Here is a 17,562-nt window from a genome sequence, read left to right on the forward strand (position 1 = left end):
TCATTTCAGTGTTCCTTTTTTTGTCATCCCAGTGCGTGACACTGGGATCCAGGTATAAAAATATTTGTAAATTGTGCAATGGACAACAGATTTTAGGAGCATACGTTAAACTAATTTCCATTATAAAAATAAGATGGATCCCAGTGTCACGCACTGGGATGACAAAGAGAGGGTTAGACAAAAGGGTCGATAAATGATTAAAATTACTTTTCCAGCTGAAAAAAGAATAGAAGAATATGACGATAAAGTCACTGGCTTTGATATATTACAACTGGATGCTTTGAAAGAAGCAGTTGCATTGAAAGTAAACGGTGAGTTGTATGATCTCTCACGTGAAATTGAATCTGATACAGAGATAGAGGTGATACAACTGAGTGACGAAGTGGGTTTGGACATAATAAGGCACGATGCTGCTCATATAATGGCGCAGGCAGTGAAAGAGCTATTTCCTAATACTCAGATTACTATTGGCCCAACAATTCAGGACGGTTTTTACTATGATTTTGCTACAGATCGTACCTTCACTACGGATGATCTTGCTGCAATAGAAAAGAAAATGAAAGAGATTGTAAAAAGTAATCACAGATTTGTTCGAGAGGTTTGGACTCGCAAGCAGGCAGTTGATTTCTTTAGTGGTATAGGCGAAAAATATAAGGTTGAAATTATATCCTCTATACCAGAGAGTGAAAACCTAACTGTTTATAGACAAGGCGATTTTGTTGACTTATGCCGCGGTCCACATTCTCCTTCAACTGGCAGAGTCAAAGCGTTTAAGCTTATGAAAGTTGCAGGAGCATACTGGCGTGGTGATTCTAAGGGTCCAATGTTACAGCGAATATATGGCACCGCATGGAGAAATAAGGATGAATTAAACGCTTACCTTGAGTGTCTCAAAGAAGCAGAAAAACGTGATCACCGCAAAATTGCTAAGGATATGGATTTATTTCACATCCAAGAGGAAGCTGTCGGGCAGGTTTTTTGGCATGAACAAGGATATACTCTATATAATGTTCTTGAGTCTTATATAAGAAAGAAATTGATAAATAATGGCTATTTTGAAGTAAAAACTCCTATTTTGGTAAGTAAAGAACTGTGGGAAAAGTCGGGACATTGGGATAAATTTCGTGAAAATATGTTCATTGTTGATGAATCTGAAAGCAAAAAGCTAGCAATAAAACCTATGAATTGTCCTTGTCATGTGCAGATTTTTAATTCTCACACGAGAAGCTATCGTGATCTACCAATACGTATGGCAGAGTTTGGTACATGCCATAGAAATGAAAGCTCAGGCTCATTGCACGGACTGATGCGAGTGCGTGGTTTTACGCAAGACGATGCACACATTTTTTGTATGGAAGAACAAGTAAATTCTGAAACTGTAAAGTTTTGTGACCTTTTAAAAGAAGTATATTCAGAGCTTGGATTCAATGAAATTTCTGTGAAATTTTCAGACCGTCCAGATATTAGAGCCGGTAATGATGAAGTGTGGGATAGAGCTGAAAAAGCGCTGCTTGAAGCCGTTAAAGAAGCGGGCTTGAGTTATGAACTGAGCCCTGGTGAAGGTGCATTTTATGGTCCAAAGTTAGAGTTCGTTTTGAAAGACGCAATAGGCAGAAATTGGCAATGTGGAACATTACAAGTTGATTTCATTTTACCAGAACGTCTGGGAGCTTTTTATATAGGGGCAGATGGGCACAAGCATCACCCTGTCATGTTACATAGGGCAATTCTTGGGACTTTTGAGCGTTTTATCGGAATTTTGATAGAAAATTATGCAGGAAAATTTCCAGTTTGGCTTGCTCCAACGCAACTTGCTATTCTGACCATTACAAATGAAGCTGACGGTTACGCCACAGAAATTAGCAATATTTTAAAAGAACAAGGTGTGAGAGTCAAGACTGATTTGACCAATGAAAAAATTAGTTATAAGATACGTTTGCATAGTTCAAACAAGGTTCCTATATTATGGATTATAGGCAAAAATGAAGTTACAAGTAAAACTGTGTCAGTGAGAAATTTAGGATCAGAAAGACAGGAGTCTTTTTCTTTGGAAAAGGCTACTGAATCGCTGTTAAAAAGTGTTAATTTGAATTAAGGGAGTTAAAGTTTGCAAATAAAAAAGAACAATAAAAATAGAATTAATGAACTCATCACAGCTAAGGAGGTACGCTTAGTTGATCACAGTGGTGAAATGGTCGGAATTGTGCCAATAGAACAAGCTTTGGCATCTGCTCAGAATGTCGGTTTAGACTTGGTGGAAATTGCACCTGATTCAACTCCTCCAGTATGTAAAGTTCTGGATTACAGCAGACAAAAATATGATGCAAAAAAGAAGGCAAGTGAAGCAAAAAAGAAACAAAAAGCATTAACTATAAAAGAAGTTAAACTGGGTCCCAATATTGGTGATCACGACTACGAAACAAAATTGCGTCAAACAATGGATTTTCTTGTGCATGGACATAAAATTAAAGTTACAATGAGATTTAGAGGGAGAGAGCTTATAAACACTGAAGTTGGACTGGAAAAATTAGAACGGCTAATTAGAGACACTGAAGATATTGCAAAGGTAGAATTAGCACCTAAAAGAGAAGGAAATCAATATTTTTTAACTTTGGTTGCTAAGTAGCAAAACGGCTTAAGAAGTATAAGTAGAGTTAAATTATCGCTCTCTCTTTGATAACATGGCGAAAATGTCTTATTAATCCTTGAATCGGCCAAGCTGCAGCATCACCAAGCGCGCAAATTGTATGTCCTTCTATTTGAGTTGTAAGGTCAAGCAGCTTATCTATTTCATCAGGCTTAATATCTCCTGCCACCATCCTCTTCATAATCCTCCACATCCATCCAGTACCTTCACGGCATGGTGTGCATTGTCCACAGGACTCATGCATGTAAAAGTGTGATAACCTCTCTATTGCAGCTATTATATCAGTTGATTTATCCATCACTATTACAGCAGCAGTACCAAGCCCTGATTGTGCGGTTCTTAATGAATCAAAATCCATTTCAATAGTATCGCATATAGATTTTGGAATTAATGGCACTGAAGACCCACCAGGTATTACAGCAAGTAAATTATCCCAACCCCCTCGCACTCCACCTGCGTATTTTTCAATCAATTCACGTAGTGGAATTCCGAGCTCTTCTTCAACATTACACGGGTTGTTTACATGTCCTGAAATACAAAAAATCTTAGTACCAGTATTATTTGGTTTACCAAGAGATGCAAACCATTCTCCTCCGCGATTTAGAATATCTGGAACCATGGCTATAGTTTCAACGTTGTTTATTGTGGTTGGACAGCCAAAAAGTCCAACACCTGCGGGAAATGGAGGTTTCATGCGAGGAAAGCCCTTTTTTCCTTCAATTGATTCGAGTTGAGCTGTTTCTTCCCCACATATGTAAGCTCCTGCACCCCTATGGATAAACACATCAAGATCATAACCTGATTTGCAGGCATTTTTTCCAATTAAGTTTTCTTTATAGGCTTCCTCAAGTGCTTTTTTTAGAACTAAATATTCATTATAAAATTCACCCCTGATATAAATATACGCAACTGATGCGCTGATCGCTTTGCCGGCTAGGAGAATTCCCTCAAGTAACTTATGTGGCTCATATCGCAATATATCTCTATCTTTACATGTACCAGGTTCTGACTCATCTGCATTGACTACTAAATATGCTTTTGGGAGATTTTTGGGCATAAAGCTCCACTTAAGGCCGGTGGAAAATCCTGCACCCCCTCGACCTCTCAAACCAGATTTCTTTACTTCATCAATGATCTTTTCTGATCCTAAATCTAGTAACTCCTTTGTTTTTTGCCAGCTACCACGTTTTTTTGCACCCTTAAGTAGTGGAGTTTCTTTACCATTTAGGTTGGTGAATATTTTGTCTTGTTCTTTTAGCATGTTTTTCAAAATTTGTGAGTGATCCCGACGCGATTCGAACGCGTGACCCACTGATTAAAAGTCAGTTGCTCTACCGGCTGAGCTACGGGATCATTTCATTTTTCAGCTATACTAAACATCAATACAGTTTTTATCCGTTTTAATCAAACTAAAATTTTCATGTGTGGTTAAATAAATTATATAATATACTGCGTTAGTGATAATTTAGTTAAAAAATCTATGGATAATTTAAAAAATTTTTAAAGGAAAACTTCTTGTTAATTTTCAGTTCACAGATTTATTTGGATGGTGTGAAGTATAACGCTAAGGAGATAAGAAAAATAGAAAACTGTATATACCCTGCAGAATTTGTGCACTATTATAATGCTTAGCAATAGCCTATAGCTAACACGTCACACTGCTGCAGATAGATTCCGCTAACACGCAGCGGAATGACGGTTTTTCAAATTGTCAGTAAATCTAAGTCAGTTTAGCTATAACAGATAAATATTTCTTGCATTTCAGCCTGAGTGATTTATGCTTTAAGCAAGAATTGGGGGCATAGCTCAGCTGGTAGAGCATCTGTTTTGCACGCAGAAGGTCAGCGGTTCGATCCCGCTTGCCTCCACCAATATAGGTTCTAGCATATCATAAAGTCAGCTTATTTTAGCCCATTAGTATTTTATACTAGTTCCCTAAAAAATCCCTCTTTCTGTAACTTTTCTTTATGCAAGTAATGTTTGTTATTATAATTCTAATATATACCAATTTAATAATAAATTAATCAATAAATGTTAGAATACTAACAGTTAATTTATTGGTAATGCCTATGAGTGGAAAAAAGCATGTTTTTAAGATGGTACCTGGAAAGTCTCTTGTGATAAGCGAAGGAATGACATGCTATCCAGGCAAAAATGTTTGTTTAGGAACCTCTTTTTCTGGCAGAGATAATGCTGATGTGAGTAGACCATACAAAATTGCTAAACTTGCTTTTATACCGCTGAATGATAAAAGTGAAGAGGTGCTAACACTAAACGTAAACTTCTGTCAATTTCATAACGGAATGTATACTTGTCTTAATGAATCGGGACAAAGTCTGAACGCTAATAACTGGTATAACCGAGATGCCACTAATAATTCTCTTATATACCTTAATGATCAGCTAGTAAACGTAGTAACTAGTGTAGGAGATAACAGTGAAAGATACAGTAGTGTGGATTTTCTTGCACAAGCTGTATCGTATCAATACGTAACGCGAGACGAAAGTGGTAAATACTATTTCTCAGATAAAAAAGGAAATATTATCGATTCACCTTACAATACAGCGCTGCAAAAAAACGTAGCACCTTGTAATGCAGGGGAAATAAAGGAAATAGTGAATAATATGTTACTTGATATACCTATTCAACTGCAAAAAATAATTTTTGAACTGAATTCAAATCAACTCCAGATTTTAGCACAGAATTTAACGAATGAGCAGCTGCAAAAAATAATTCCTGAACTAAATTCAAACCAGTTGCAGGTCTTAGCAGAGAACTTAATGGATGAACAACTCCAAGCTTTAGTGGATCATCTAACCAATCACCAGCTAAAAACCCTTGCTCAGGAACTAAATCCAGAAAAGTTACAAATAATTGTTCCTCTTTTAGATAAAAATCAGCTTACAAACCTAGTGAAAGACTTAAATCTAGACCAAGTAAAAGAAATTTTCCCTCACCTTAAAATGAATCAGTTTCTGGAGGCTATCAAGACAATAAGCAATGATCAGTTTGTAGAACTAATAAAAGATGCAGATGAGAAAAGTATAAACACTATTTTGGACGAAACGTTGAAAAATCGACTTCCAGCCCTAGTACACAATTTAGAAGGAGATAGATTACATGATTTAATTAATAAGCTAGACCACAAGAAACTTGCAATAGTAGCTCGAGATTTAACTGATCCTAATAAGATTCAGATTATCATTAAGTCTTTAGTTGATAACCCAGACAAACTTCAAGCTTTTGCTCGCAATATGTCTAATGAGCAGTTTAAAGAACTTTTGGATAACATAGGCGCAGAAGAGCTTAAAGACATCATTCACAAACTGCCTTATGAGAAAGTGACAGCTGTGATTGGTGATCTCAGCAATCAAGATCAGTCTAAAGCTATTATTGATGCATTAAAAGAGAAGTTTGATGAACAAAACAAGAAACAAGAGGAAATGAAAGAAAAACTTGAAGAACTTAAGGAATTGCTGGAAGGTGATGATATAGTTAACCCCAATCAATTTAGCTATCAACATTCTTCTGTAGTAAATGAAGAGTATTACCTTAACAGTAATGATGCTTATACTGTTCAGGATTACTCCATATCTGTTTAGCAGATTACAGAAGATAATGAATAATATTATTTTTAATATTATTATTTAAGGAGTTAATAAACATGAATAATTCAACAGAAGATAAAAAATTTAATGTGGAGTTAATTGAGGCACCATTAAAAGAGATAACAGGAACTAAAGGGATGGTAAAAGCTGACACATTTGTAGAATCAGTCAATCCCATAATAAAACATATCAATAATGTAGTAAGCCAAACCACACAGCACTTATCTACAATAAAGAAGGAAATTGGTGATAAAGATTCAGGTTTAATTGGGAAAATCGATAAATTGAGAGATGAAGTAGATTCATTCACGGATTCTGACATAACAAATCCCAACACCTTTTTTTCTCCAGAGTTAAATCCACTAGGATAGAAAATAGCTAATAATTAGCAAAAATAAGAAAAAGTAATAGCCCACTGGGCTATTACTTTTTTCACATACCATTTCAAGGTAACTAGTTAGTTTTAAATTCTAATTTTTTATAGGAGTTAATATGAGTAATTACAGTGTAAAAGAAAGCGAAAGCAACTTTGGAGTAACAAGCAGAATGAGCGGTACCAATCGTAGAATAATAAATGACATAGAGGTCAAAATTAAGCCTAAATCTTTTGAAGGCAATAAAGAAAAGAATGCGTCGGTCGATTACGTCCACAAAATTCTAGATAAACTAGTCAAAGATTTAAATGACACATTTGTTCCTAAATTGAATGACGTGTTGAAAGGTCATCAAGATTATATGGATGAATTGTATGATAATTCAAATAGGGTTGAAGAGCTAGTTATGGATAATAAGAAGGATCTTAAATTTTTGAAAGAAAACTTTGACAACCTAAACGAAGAGGTTGGAAAATTAAAAACAGGAACAACTGGTGGTGATAACATAGATGAATGGGAAGCGCCAACTCACTCTGATATATTATAGTAGTTAGGAAAGTAACAGCTTGCTAGCAGGCTGTTACTCTCTCTACATATCGTTTCAATACAGCTGAATTAGGGAATCTATTTTAAAACTTTCGGCATATAGTTCTCATCATGTTTTGCAAACACTGTATCTGCAAGAAAAGTACTATTATCAAACATTTTACCTTGCACAACAACACCACTTTTTTCTGAAAACATTGGTGGAAGTATTCCCTGATATTTCACCATAACGCTCTTATTAAAATCTGTCATTTGAAAAATCACTTCGCTTTCGCTCCGTATCACACTATTTTCAACAACCATTCCACCAACACGGATTGGCTTTTGATTATTTGGTAAAACTATTGCCTCACTTACTGTATAGAAAAATGAGATATTTTCTTTGAGCGTTGTTAAAATAAAAAAAACTGCACAACTTAAAAAGCAGAAAATTCCTGAAGTTATAAGTAATCGCTTATGTTTCTTCTTCATTATTACTTTTAAGGCTTTCTAAGATTTTTTTACTTTTAATATAGCAAGAAATGGTAAAAATTAGCTCTCCAGCAATCAGCGTGAAACTAATAAGGTAAGCAAAAATTACATATGTATTCATAATGCATTATCAATAAATAACTCACCTGCATCAAAATAAATTAAGCTTCCATCCTTTTGCTGCAACACCAATTTACCACTTTTATCTATATCAGCAAAAATTCCTTCATACAATTTGTCAGCTAACTTTACACTGATTTGCTCATTCATTTTGAATGCTTTTTTTAACCACATTTCTCTTATAGCATAAAATCCATCAAATAGCCATTGCTTTCTTAGCTTATTAAAATTTATTATTAATTCCTTTAACAGATCCATGTTAGACACAGATTCACCGTAATTGCTAATGCACGTTGTTCCTGGAAGTGGTGCATGATTGACATTAATTCCAATTCCTATAATGAGCCAATTCGAATTGGATCTTTTTTCAAGCAATATTCCACTTATTTTCTTGCCATCGATTAGAATGTCATTTGGCCATTTATGTTGAACGTTACTGTCACTTATAAATGATAGTAACGTGTTGCCAACAGCAAGAGCAGTAACAAAAGTCAATTCTGTCAATTTGCTGACATCCGTTTCTTGGTTAATTATCAAACTCGCATAGAGATTACCCTCTGGAGAAATCCAGCTTTTTCCAGTGCGTCCCCTACCTTCTGTTTGTTTATCAGCAATAATGACAGTTTCATTTGATATTCCTTTATCAATTAAATCTAACGCTTCTTCGTTAGTGCTTGAAACTTCTTTGTAATGATGAATATGAAAGCCCTTAGGGATCACCTTGTCAGCCCTTTAGTTCAATGAGTGAGTAAAACGTATAAGAAAAGAACGAGGTTGATAAGTGAAGCCACTGAAGTGATAATGAATAGACCCTTAGAATAAGCAACCTTATTACCACTAGCTTTATCAAAATACATAACTTTCATGATATTTAAATAATAGTAGCATGATATCACACTCGCTATTACAAGGATCAAAGACAGGCTGATAAAGCCAGAATTTATTAAACTTTTGAATATAAAAAATTTAGCGATAAAACCTGCAAGTGGAGGTATTCCCGACATCGAGAGTAACAGTACAGAAAGATGAAATGCTACAATTGGGTGTTTCTTCCCTATACCAGATAAATTTGCAATATCACAATCGTCATCGTCAATTTGTACGAGATATGAGAATAGTCCTATGCTTGTGATGATATATATCACCAAATACATTAAGGCACTATCTGTTCCTGCTTGTGTAAAAATAGAAAGTGAAGCAAATATAAAACCAATGTGACCAATTGAACTGTAAGCAAGCAGCCTTTTTAAGTTTTGCTGACGCAAGGCCCCAAAAGCTGAGATAAGCACAGACAATGCTGAAACGTATAAGAAAATAGGCTGAACATAACTTTTTACATTTACTAACTCTTCATTCATCAATCGAATTAAAAATGTTACAAGTGCAGCTTTTGGGGCCGTAGAAAAAAACGCAGTTACTATGGTAGGTGCACCTTGATAGACATCTGGAGCCCACATATGAAAAGGAGCAATAGCAAGCTTGAAACACAAACCAATAAGGATAAAAACTAACCCAAAAACTATTCCATAAGTTATCTGATGGTTTTGCAAGAATGAACAGAGCTCAGAGAAATTGACTTGTCCTGTATATCCATAAAGCAGCGACATTCCATATAGCATAATGCAGGAAGATAGTGCACTAAGTGTAAAATATTTCACTCCTGCTTCACATGAATAAGCTGAATCTTTATTAAAGCTCGCAAGAACATATAAAGATATACTCATCAACTCAAAAGCTAAGTAAAAAGAAATCAGACTATTTGCTGAAACCAAAGTTATCATGCCAAATAGCGCAAAAAGAATCAGTATTGAAAATTCATATTTATAGTCATATTTTGATAAATTCAGCATCAAAAGTATTAAAATTCCTGTGCTGAGAATTAACCCTTGGGCTGACCTGATGTATAAATTGAGTTTTAACAACGAATTAAAGAGAAAAATTTCATTGTTTTCTGCCGAAATAATTAAAATAATCAAAGTTACCACTGTGCAGCCAAGTGCTAATAAGTTGATAGTTCGGCGGTTAAATATAATTCCAAGCAGTAGCAACACTAACGAGGAGATAATAGAGAACGTTTCCGGCAATATCTGTATATAATTCATAGCGCATTATATTTGACTAACAAATTTGCCATACATGGCTTCAAATAATTCAGTGCAAGGGTTGGGTAGAATCCAAGCAAAATAACAAACACTGCAAGCAGAATTAAGACAGAAAATTCTATGCTATCCAAGCGATTATTTAATAATTTAGAATAGCTAACCCCCCATATTATTTGCTTACATAAATTCAGCATATAAACTGCGCTTAAAATAGTGCCAAGTGCGATAAATCCTGTAAAAAAACCTATGCTCTTAAACATTCCAACCATAGCCAAAAACTCACCTATGAACCCAGATGTTCCAGGTAGCCCTATTGAAGCCATTGAAAACAAAATGAACATAAAACCAAATTTTGGCATTGTATTTACTATGCCAAAGTACTTTGCAATCTCCAAAGTTCCAGTTCGAGTATATAGCATTCCAACACACAAAAATAAAGCAGCAGAAATAAGGCCATGACTAATCATTTGAAATATGCTACCCAGTACTCCTTCCTCACAAAATGAAAAGAGGCCAGCGGTAACGATTCCCATATGTGCTATTGAAGAATAAGCTATTAACTTCTTTATATCATCTTGAGCAAACGCAACTAGAGAAGCATATATCACCGCAATAATGCTCAGCACAACAACGAAATTTGAAAAATACAAACTTGCCTGAGGAAGCATTGGAATAGAAAACCTTAAAAATCCATATCCCCCCATTTTAATAAGCAAGCCAGCTAAAATCACAGACCCAGAAGTTGGTGATTGCACATGCGCATCAGGAAGCCAAGTGTGAAATGGAAACATAGGTACTTTTATTGCAAAAGAAATAAAAAATGCAATCCACAGCAATGACTGCACTTCAAGATCAAGGCTTGGCACTAATGTAGCTAATTTTTGTATATTAAACGTTCCAAAAACACTATAGATGTATACCAACCCAAGTAGAAATAATAATGAGCCAGTTAATGTATAAAGAAATAACTTAAACGTCGCATATATCCTTTGCTTCCCTCCCCAAATGCCAATAATAAAGAACATTGGTATTAAGACAGCTTCAAAAAACACATAAAAGCTTATAGCATTCAGTGAAACGAAAAAACCGACTACAAAACTCTCAAGCAGTAGAAATAATGCCATATAGGCTTTTAGGGTCGTATAACTCATTTTGCAATTATAGAGCATACAAATAACAAACAAGAAGGTCGTAAGTAGAAGGAAAAGCAACGATATTCCATCCACCCCTATTCCAATATCTCTTACTGGATAGCTGACAAACTGAAAGTCCGCATTGTTATAATCAAATTCTATACAAGCTACAATGCTAAGCAAAAATGGAAGTACAGCAAAAAATAGGGCAAGGAATCTTAAGTGTATAGATTGATGATTAATCCTGATCGAGGATAAAATCAACGCTCCTATCAGTGGAAGCAAGAATATACTAAGTAACAACACCTTCTATTTAATTCCAATAATATATAAAGCACCGATTATTAAAGTAACAAACATAATAAATGCATAATCAAATATATAACCAGTTTGTAACTTTATAGAACTTTTTGAACATTCGTTAACCAACCTTACAACACCATTTGGTCCAAATGAATCAATAGCCTTAACATCAAACTTCCATAGAAGCCTAGATATAAACCTTATCAGTGCAATTATAACAAACTCATACACCTCATCAAAGTACCATTTATTCTGCAAAAACTTAAGTAAAAATTTACTCTTAATTTGCCTAATTACTTGATATTGGTAAATCAGGTACGCAAGAGCTATTCCACTTAGGCTTGCCAAGGTTGGTAGTAGTTTTATAAAGAAATTATGAACTCCATGCTCATCAATCACCATTAAACTTGATTTCCAAAACGCATTACTAGTTATGTTCAAAATATTTGCTCCCCACACTCCAGAAAATACCGATCCAAAAGCAAGTATCAGTAATGGTATAAGCATAATCTTCGGTGCTTCATGTATATTAATTTTACTTTGTTTTTGGCTATGGAACACAAGAAGCAATAACCTCCAAGAGTAAAACGCTGTGAAGAATGCAACAACTAAGCTTATTACAAAAGCAAAGCTATCCGTGCTATAAGCATGTTCAATTATCAAATCCTTTGAGTAAAAACCTGCAAATGGAAATATTCCAGAAAGCGCAAGAGACCCAATCCACATGAGAGTGTAAGTGCAAGGGATTTTCTTCCAGCAATTTCCCATTTTCTGAATGTTTTGCTCATGATGCATTGCATGAATTACATTGCCAGCACCAAGAAATAGTAGAGCTTTAAAAAAAGCGTGTGTCATTAAATGAAAAATAGCAACATTGTAAGCAGAAAGCCCACATGCCATGAACATATAACCAAGTTGGCTGCAGGTTGAATAAGCAATTATTTTTTTTATATCGTTCTGAGTAATCGCAACCGTAGCTGCAAAAAAAGCAGTAAGTGCCCCAACAATAACTATTAATTCTCGTGCCACATTTGATAGCTCAAACAATGGAGAACATTTTGCTACTAAAAATATACCTGCTGTTACCATCGTTGCTGCGTGAATGAGTGCAGAAACAGGGGTTGGCCCTTCCATTGCATCTGGCAACCAAACATGTAAACCAAGCTGTGCAGATTTACCCATACAGCCAATAAAAAGTAATATGCATATTATATGAATTATTTTAAATTCACAGCAGAATGCCCTAATGTTCTGTGCGCCAAGAAGATCAGCTGTGTCAAAAACTTCAGTAAATTTCAAAGAGTGAAATGTATAATAAATAAGAAAGATTCCAATTAATAGTGCAAAGTCTCCTACCCTATTTACAACAAATGCTTTAATTGCTGCATTATTTGCAGAATATTTTTGGAACCAAAATCCTATGAGTAAATAAGAACATAGGCCAACCCCTTCCCAGCCAAAAAAAAGCTGCACGAAATTATCGCTTACAACCAGCACAATCATGCAAAACGTAAATAGCGATAGGTAAGAAAAAAACCTCGACTTCCCTTTATCATGCTCCATATAACCGATAGAATAGAGGTGGACTACTAGTGAAACGGTGGTAATAACAATAAGCATTAAGGATGAGAGAGCATCCACACTAATTGCCCAATTTACTTTTAATACACTTAATGAAAACAAAGGAAATAAAACTAAATGATAGTTTTCAGAGAAGGTGAGAAAAACATACCAAGATAAAACTGCAGATATTCCAATCCCTGCCGTTGTAACTAACTGACTTTTTCTAAAAAGTGCTGCAAATAGCGAACCAAAGAGTGGCAAAAATACTATTAATTTCAGTATATCCATCATACTTTCATTCTTTCATTAAGTTCGCTTGTTCAACATCTATATTGCCACGACTTCTATAATATACAACCAATATTGCAAGCCCAACTCCTGACTCTGCTGCCGCAACAGTCAACACAAACATCACAAAAATTTGCCCAACTATATCATTCATAAAGGCAGAAAAAGCAACTAAATTGATGTTAATCGCCAGCAATAATATTTCTATTGATAACAGTATATTGATTATGCTCTTACGGTTAATGAAAATACCGCACACCCCAATAGTGAACAAAATAGCAGCAACTATCAAAAAATGATTTAATCCTATTTCCATTCTACTCCTTTTCCAAATTTAGCCTTAACCAATTTTACAGATGAAGATTGTGTCAATTGCTTTAATACATTCTGTTTTTTAACTCCTTTTTTCTTGTCCTGCAAAGTAAGAGCAATTGCACCGACAATTGCAACAAGCAGCAGAATACCAGAAAGATGAAAAGCGTACATGTAGTCAGTGTAGAGCAAATTACCGATAGCTTTCACGTTATTGGCATTATAGTTTATAACATTACTTATATTCAGCGTTGAGCTGCGGATTACAAAACTGATAATCAGAAAAAACACAACACATAATATAGCACCAGGAGTGAAATGCTTCGCAAAACCCTGGCGCAACCTTATGTAGTCAATATCGAGCATCATAACTACAAAAAGGAATAACACTGCAACCGCACCGATATATACTATCAGCACCATCATAGCAATGAATTCAGCTCCAAGGAGAATAAAAAGAACTGCAGAATTAACGAAGGTGAAAATTAAAAATAATACTGCATGCACAGGATTTCTTACACTAATTACACAAACAGCAGATAAAATGCTAAGAATTGCGAAAAAATAAAAGAAAAAAGGCATCGATACTTTAACTGCAACAACAATTACTAATTTAAAGTGACTATCGTTGTAAAGTCAATACTAAATGCCTACCTTATGGATTAAACACTCAGGGATAAGGACATTCTTAATTGCAGTACACATACTCATATCAGGATCATTTTGCTTCTCTTCACTGACCTTTTCACAAAATTTTCCAATACCATAACCCACCAGTGCACCAACAACAGTGGCTGCAATAAATACTGCAACAGCAACAACAGGAGTTAAAGCAGCAGCTCCTGCAAGATATGCTATGCTCAAACCTAAAAATAAGCCAATTGCTGTACTGTAGCCAGCATAATATTTGCTATTGTTTTCAGGACTGAATGGTAGATTTTGATTATGGTAATGTACAACAACAGTACAATTTGTAAGCTTAGCTTCTAGCTCTTTTCTAACTTCATCACCAACACCTTCGGTTAAGATAAGATGTTGAAGCTTTGTAAAGTTACCATTAGCTAAAGCTTTTGCACCTTCATTACGAATGTAGTTGTCTTTTAAACTAAGGTATTCAAGCTTTGTAAGATTGTTATTAGCTAAAGCTTTTGCACCTTCATCACCAATATTGTTGTTTTCTAAGTTAAGCTGCTCGAGATTTTCAAACTTACCATTGGCTAAAACTTTTGCGCCCTTTTTACCAATCTTATTCCGGGTTAAATTAAGTTGAACAAGATTGATAAGATTACCTTCAGCCAACCCTTTTGCACCTTCAGAAGCACCAATATTATTTTGCGTTAAATCAAGATATTTAAGATTTTCAAGCTTACCATTAGCTAAAGCTTTTGCACCTTTACCACCAATTTTGTTACATGATAATTTAAGCCATTCAAGACTTGTAAGATTACCGTTAGCTAGAGCTTTTGCACCTTCATCACCAATATTGTTGTTTTTTAAATTAAGCTGCTTGAGATTTTCAAGCTTACCATTGGCTAAAGCTTTTGCACCTTCATCACCAATATTGTTGTTTTCTAAGTTAAGCTGCTTGAGATTTTTAAGCTTGCCATTGGCTAAAGCTTTTGCACCTTCAACACTAATATTGTTACTCAATAAGTTAAGTCTAGTCAGACTGGTAAGACTAGCTAAAGCTTTTGCACCTTTATCACTAATGTTGTTCATGGATAAATCAAGTGAAGTAAGATGTGTAAGCTTAGCTAACTCTTTTGCATCTTCATCATCAATTTTACACCATTCTAGACCAAGTTCTGTAATGTGTGTTTCATTTTGTAAAAACCTTACTAGCTCTTTAACCACTATATCTACAGCAACACATCCATGTATAAAAAGTGCATTGCCTTTAATATATTTGTCAAAATCCATTTTTCCTCCTCACAAGAATTATCATATAAACATTTTAGCCTGTATCTCAGTGATTGTCAATTATTGACTTGTATCCTTATAATGTAAGGTATTGGAACTGAAATAGATTGTCCCGGCAGGTTATACTAGAATTAGTACAATAAATTGGTATGGTGGGACCATACACCTAGGACATTCTTTAACTGTTCTATTCAATAAAACCTTTACAATATTTCGATCATAGGTTTAACTTTACGAAGTTATAATCTATAGAGCTGCAAATGAACGATTATCTCTCACTGCTAAATCCAGAACAACAATTAGCTGTAACTAACATAGATGGACCGGTTTTAATATTGGCAGGAGCCGGAACCGGAAAAACAAGAACGATCACTTCAAGAATAGCGCACATAATTAGGAACGGTCACGCTTACTCTGATGAGATATTAGCAGTGACATTCACAAACAAAGCAGCAAATGAGATGGTATCAAGGGTACTTGAGCTAACAGGCACAAACATACCATGGCTTGGCACTTTCCATGCAATTGCAGCAAAAATTCTACGTCATCATGCTGAAGTCGTGGGGCTAAATTCCAATTTTACAATTATTGGTGTGGATGACCAATTACAGGTAATAAAAAACATCATGAATGAAATCAGCCCTGATTACCTATCAGAAAAATGTAAGACCATTATGAATATTATTCAGCAATGGAAAGAGAAGTGTTTGTTGCCATCTGAAGTGGAAGACGTTCAATCATTTAGATCAGTATACGTGATTGCACTCAAAGTCTATCACCAGTATCAGGAAAGGTTAAAATTCCTTAACTCTGTCGATTTTGGTGACTTATTGCTATATAACATACAACTCTTTAATCAAAAGACCGAAGTTCTGTCCTACTACCAAAACAAGTTTAAGTATGTCATGGTAGATGAGTATCAAGATACAAATGCAATACAATATCTTTGGCTAAAATACCTTGCAAAAAAGCACTCAAATATTTGCTGTGTGGGAGATGACGATCAGTCAATATACAGTTGGCGTGGTGCAGAAGTTGAAAACATTTTAAAATTTTCTGATGATTTTAAAAATGCAAAAACTGTCAAACTAGAGTGTAACTATAGATCAACATCTCACATACTTGCAACTGCGTCATATGTTATCAATCACAATAAAACTCGGCTAGAAAAAAAATTGTGGACAACAAACGTTGAAGGGGAAAAGGTAAATCTAATAAAATTATGGGACGGAAAAGCTGAAGCAAGGTTCATAAGCGAACAGATATTAAAGCTCAATAAATACAGATTTAGTGACATTGCAGTGCTGGTAAGGGCCACTTTTCAAACTAGAGTTCTCGAAGAGTATTTTATAAAATATTCAATTCCCTACAAGATTATAAGTGGCGTAAAATTCTACGAACGTCAGGAAGTCAGGGATATAATTGCATATTTAAGACTCGTTACAAACAATAACGATGACTTAGCTTTCGAAAGGATCGTAAATCGGCCAAAAAGAAGCATAGGAGCTACAACTCTAAAGAAAATATACACGACTGCTCAGGATAACAAAATTTCTTTTTTTGAGGCAGCAAAAATATTAGTTAATAGTAATCAAGTAACCGAAAGAATTAAACTCTCACTAAATGATTTTTTAAATAAAATTAAAGCTTGGGAAGAAATAGTAAGCGTAAAACCACTGCATGAATTCGTTAAAATCGTAGCAAACCAATCAGGGTATATTGAAATGCTTGAAAATGAGGAGGTAACAGGCTTAGCACGAATAGAAAATGTCAAGGAGCTCATCTCATCTTTAAAAAATTTCGATAATGCCACAACTTTCTTGGAGCATATAAGTCTAGTGATGGAAGTGGATAATATGAATAACGATGACACCGTATATGTTATGACTCTTCATGCAGCCAAAGGACTTGAATTCCCGTGCGTGTTTCTACCTGGTTGGGAAGAGGGATTATTTCCTCATCAAAGATCTTTTGAAGATAAAAGTGGTAAAGCTTTAGAAGAAGAAAGGAGACTCGCATATGTTGGCATAACCAGAGCCAAAGAAAGGTTAATCATTTCATGTGCAGATAGGAGGGAAATTAACAACCAGTGGCAACCGATGCGCACTTCTCGGTTCATTAAAGAATTGCCAAGAGAAAATGTTGAGGTAATCAAGAGTAACGCCTACTGTTGAA

General features: G+C 35.0%; 17 protein-coding genes and 2 tRNA genes. 8 read left to right on the forward strand and 11 right to left on the reverse strand.

Annotated features, from left to right (window positions below; all coding sequences use genetic code 11):
- The first annotated feature begins 8 nt into the window (after positions 1 to 8).
- From AAGD68_RS04255 to infC, 3 genes are read left to right on the forward strand one after another with little or no spacing between them, the layout of a single operon-like run.
- Positions 9 to 197 carry a hypothetical protein gene (locus AAGD68_RS04255; protein ID WP_187297136.1) on the forward strand — a complete coding sequence of 63 codons (189 nt, stop codon included), beginning with the start codon at positions 9 to 11 and terminating at the stop codon, positions 195 to 197.
- Positions 194 to 2,095 (forward strand): threonine--tRNA ligase, encoded by a 1,902-nt coding sequence (gene thrS, locus AAGD68_RS04260; protein ID WP_253309443.1) that lies wholly within the window; start codon positions 194 to 196, stop codon positions 2,093 to 2,095. Before AAGD68_RS04255 ends, thrS begins: the two co-directional genes overlap by 4 nt.
- Positions 2,096 to 2,107: 12 nt before the next feature.
- On the forward strand, positions 2,108 to 2,626 hold the full coding sequence (gene infC, locus AAGD68_RS04265; protein WP_253309442.1) for a translation initiation factor IF-3: 519 nt from the start codon (positions 2,108 to 2,110) through the stop codon (positions 2,624 to 2,626).
- 28 nt (positions 2,627 to 2,654) lie between these two features.
- Here infC and nuoF read toward each other — a convergent pair whose 3' ends face one another.
- Complete coding sequence (gene nuoF, locus AAGD68_RS04270) at positions 2,655 to 3,908, reverse strand: NADH-quinone oxidoreductase subunit NuoF (protein ID WP_253309962.1); 1,254 nt, start codon at positions 3,906 to 3,908, stop codon at positions 2,655 to 2,657.
- Between the two features lie 19 nt (positions 3,909 to 3,927).
- Positions 3,928 to 4,000, reverse strand: a tRNA-Lys gene (locus AAGD68_RS04275).
- 442 nt (positions 4,001 to 4,442) lie between these two features.
- Between AAGD68_RS04275 and AAGD68_RS04280 the strand changes: the two genes are divergently transcribed.
- The 4 genes from AAGD68_RS04280 (at position 4,443) to AAGD68_RS04295 (ending at position 7,176) form a co-directional block, all read left to right on the forward strand.
- Positions 4,443 to 4,518 (forward strand) — tRNA-Ala (locus AAGD68_RS04280).
- Between the two features lie 198 nt (positions 4,519 to 4,716).
- Positions 4,717 to 6,249 carry an MgtE intracellular N domain protein gene (locus AAGD68_RS04285; RefSeq protein WP_264688440.1) on the forward strand — a complete coding sequence of 511 codons (1,533 nt, stop codon included), beginning with the start codon at positions 4,717 to 4,719 and terminating at the stop codon, positions 6,247 to 6,249.
- A gap of 62 nt (positions 6,250 to 6,311) precedes the next feature.
- Entirely contained in the window at positions 6,312 to 6,626 is a 315-nt protein-coding gene (locus tag AAGD68_RS04290; protein ID WP_253309440.1) for a hypothetical protein, read from the forward strand.
- 121 nt (positions 6,627 to 6,747) lie between these two features.
- Positions 6,748 to 7,176: a hypothetical protein gene (locus AAGD68_RS04295; protein WP_253309439.1), complete on the forward strand. Its 429-nt coding sequence runs from the start codon at positions 6,748 to 6,750 to the stop codon at positions 7,174 to 7,176.
- A gap of 77 nt (positions 7,177 to 7,253) precedes the next feature.
- On the opposite strand, the gene ccmE is transcribed toward AAGD68_RS04295, so the two are convergent.
- Genes ccmE through AAGD68_RS04340 form a run of 9 tightly spaced genes read right to left on the reverse strand, consistent with a single transcriptional unit; the run spans position 7,254 to position 15,387 of the window.
- Positions 7,254 to 7,646: a cytochrome c maturation protein CcmE gene (gene ccmE, locus AAGD68_RS04300; protein WP_253309438.1), complete on the reverse strand. Its 393-nt coding sequence runs from the start codon at positions 7,644 to 7,646 to the stop codon at positions 7,254 to 7,256.
- Complete coding sequence (locus tag AAGD68_RS04305) at positions 7,630 to 7,767, reverse strand: hypothetical protein (protein WP_253309437.1); 138 nt, start codon at positions 7,765 to 7,767, stop codon at positions 7,630 to 7,632. The genes ccmE and AAGD68_RS04305 overlap by 17 nt, the downstream gene beginning before the upstream one ends.
- Complete coding sequence (locus AAGD68_RS04310) at positions 7,764 to 8,486, reverse strand: biotin--[acetyl-CoA-carboxylase] ligase (protein WP_253309436.1); 723 nt, start codon at positions 8,484 to 8,486, stop codon at positions 7,764 to 7,766. Before AAGD68_RS04310 ends, AAGD68_RS04305 begins: the two co-directional genes overlap by 4 nt.
- Before the next feature lie 17 nt (positions 8,487 to 8,503).
- Complete coding sequence (locus AAGD68_RS04315; RefSeq protein ID WP_265045032.1) at positions 8,504 to 9,868, reverse strand: NADH-quinone oxidoreductase subunit N; 1,365 nt, start codon at positions 9,866 to 9,868, stop codon at positions 8,504 to 8,506.
- On the reverse strand, positions 9,865 to 11,307 hold the full coding sequence (locus AAGD68_RS04320; RefSeq protein WP_265045030.1) for a NuoM family protein: 1,443 nt from the start codon (positions 11,305 to 11,307) through the stop codon (positions 9,865 to 9,867). The genes AAGD68_RS04315 and AAGD68_RS04320 overlap by 4 nt, the downstream gene beginning before the upstream one ends.
- Positions 11,308 to 11,310: 3 nt before the next feature.
- On the reverse strand, positions 11,311 to 13,158 hold the full coding sequence (nuoL, locus tag AAGD68_RS04325; protein WP_265045028.1) for an NADH-quinone oxidoreductase subunit L: 1,848 nt from the start codon (positions 13,156 to 13,158) through the stop codon (positions 11,311 to 11,313).
- Between the two features lie 4 nt (positions 13,159 to 13,162).
- A complete protein-coding gene (nuoK, locus tag AAGD68_RS04330) occupies positions 13,163 to 13,471 on the reverse strand; it encodes an NADH-quinone oxidoreductase subunit NuoK (RefSeq protein ID WP_019236815.1) in 309 nt (102 codons plus the stop codon).
- On the reverse strand, positions 13,462 to 14,049 hold the full coding sequence (locus AAGD68_RS04335; RefSeq protein ID WP_253309432.1) for an NADH-quinone oxidoreductase subunit J: 588 nt from the start codon (positions 14,047 to 14,049) through the stop codon (positions 13,462 to 13,464). Before AAGD68_RS04335 ends, nuoK begins: the two co-directional genes overlap by 10 nt.
- Positions 14,050 to 14,109: 60 nt before the next feature.
- Positions 14,110 to 15,387 carry a hypothetical protein gene (locus AAGD68_RS04340; RefSeq protein ID WP_265016509.1) on the reverse strand — a complete coding sequence of 426 codons (1,278 nt, stop codon included), beginning with the start codon at positions 15,385 to 15,387 and terminating at the stop codon, positions 14,110 to 14,112.
- Positions 15,388 to 15,647: 260 nt separating this feature from the next.
- On the opposite strand from AAGD68_RS04340, the gene AAGD68_RS04345 reads away from it, so the two are divergent.
- Complete coding sequence (locus AAGD68_RS04345) at positions 15,648 to 17,561, forward strand: ATP-dependent helicase (RefSeq protein ID WP_265016508.1); 1,914 nt, start codon at positions 15,648 to 15,650, stop codon at positions 17,559 to 17,561.
- The last annotated feature ends 1 nt before the right edge of the window (position 17,562 follow it).

This window comes from Wolbachia endosymbiont (group A) of Machimus atricapillus, from assembly GCF_964027095.1.
Taxonomy (GTDB): domain Bacteria; phylum Pseudomonadota; class Alphaproteobacteria; order Rickettsiales; family Anaplasmataceae; genus Wolbachia.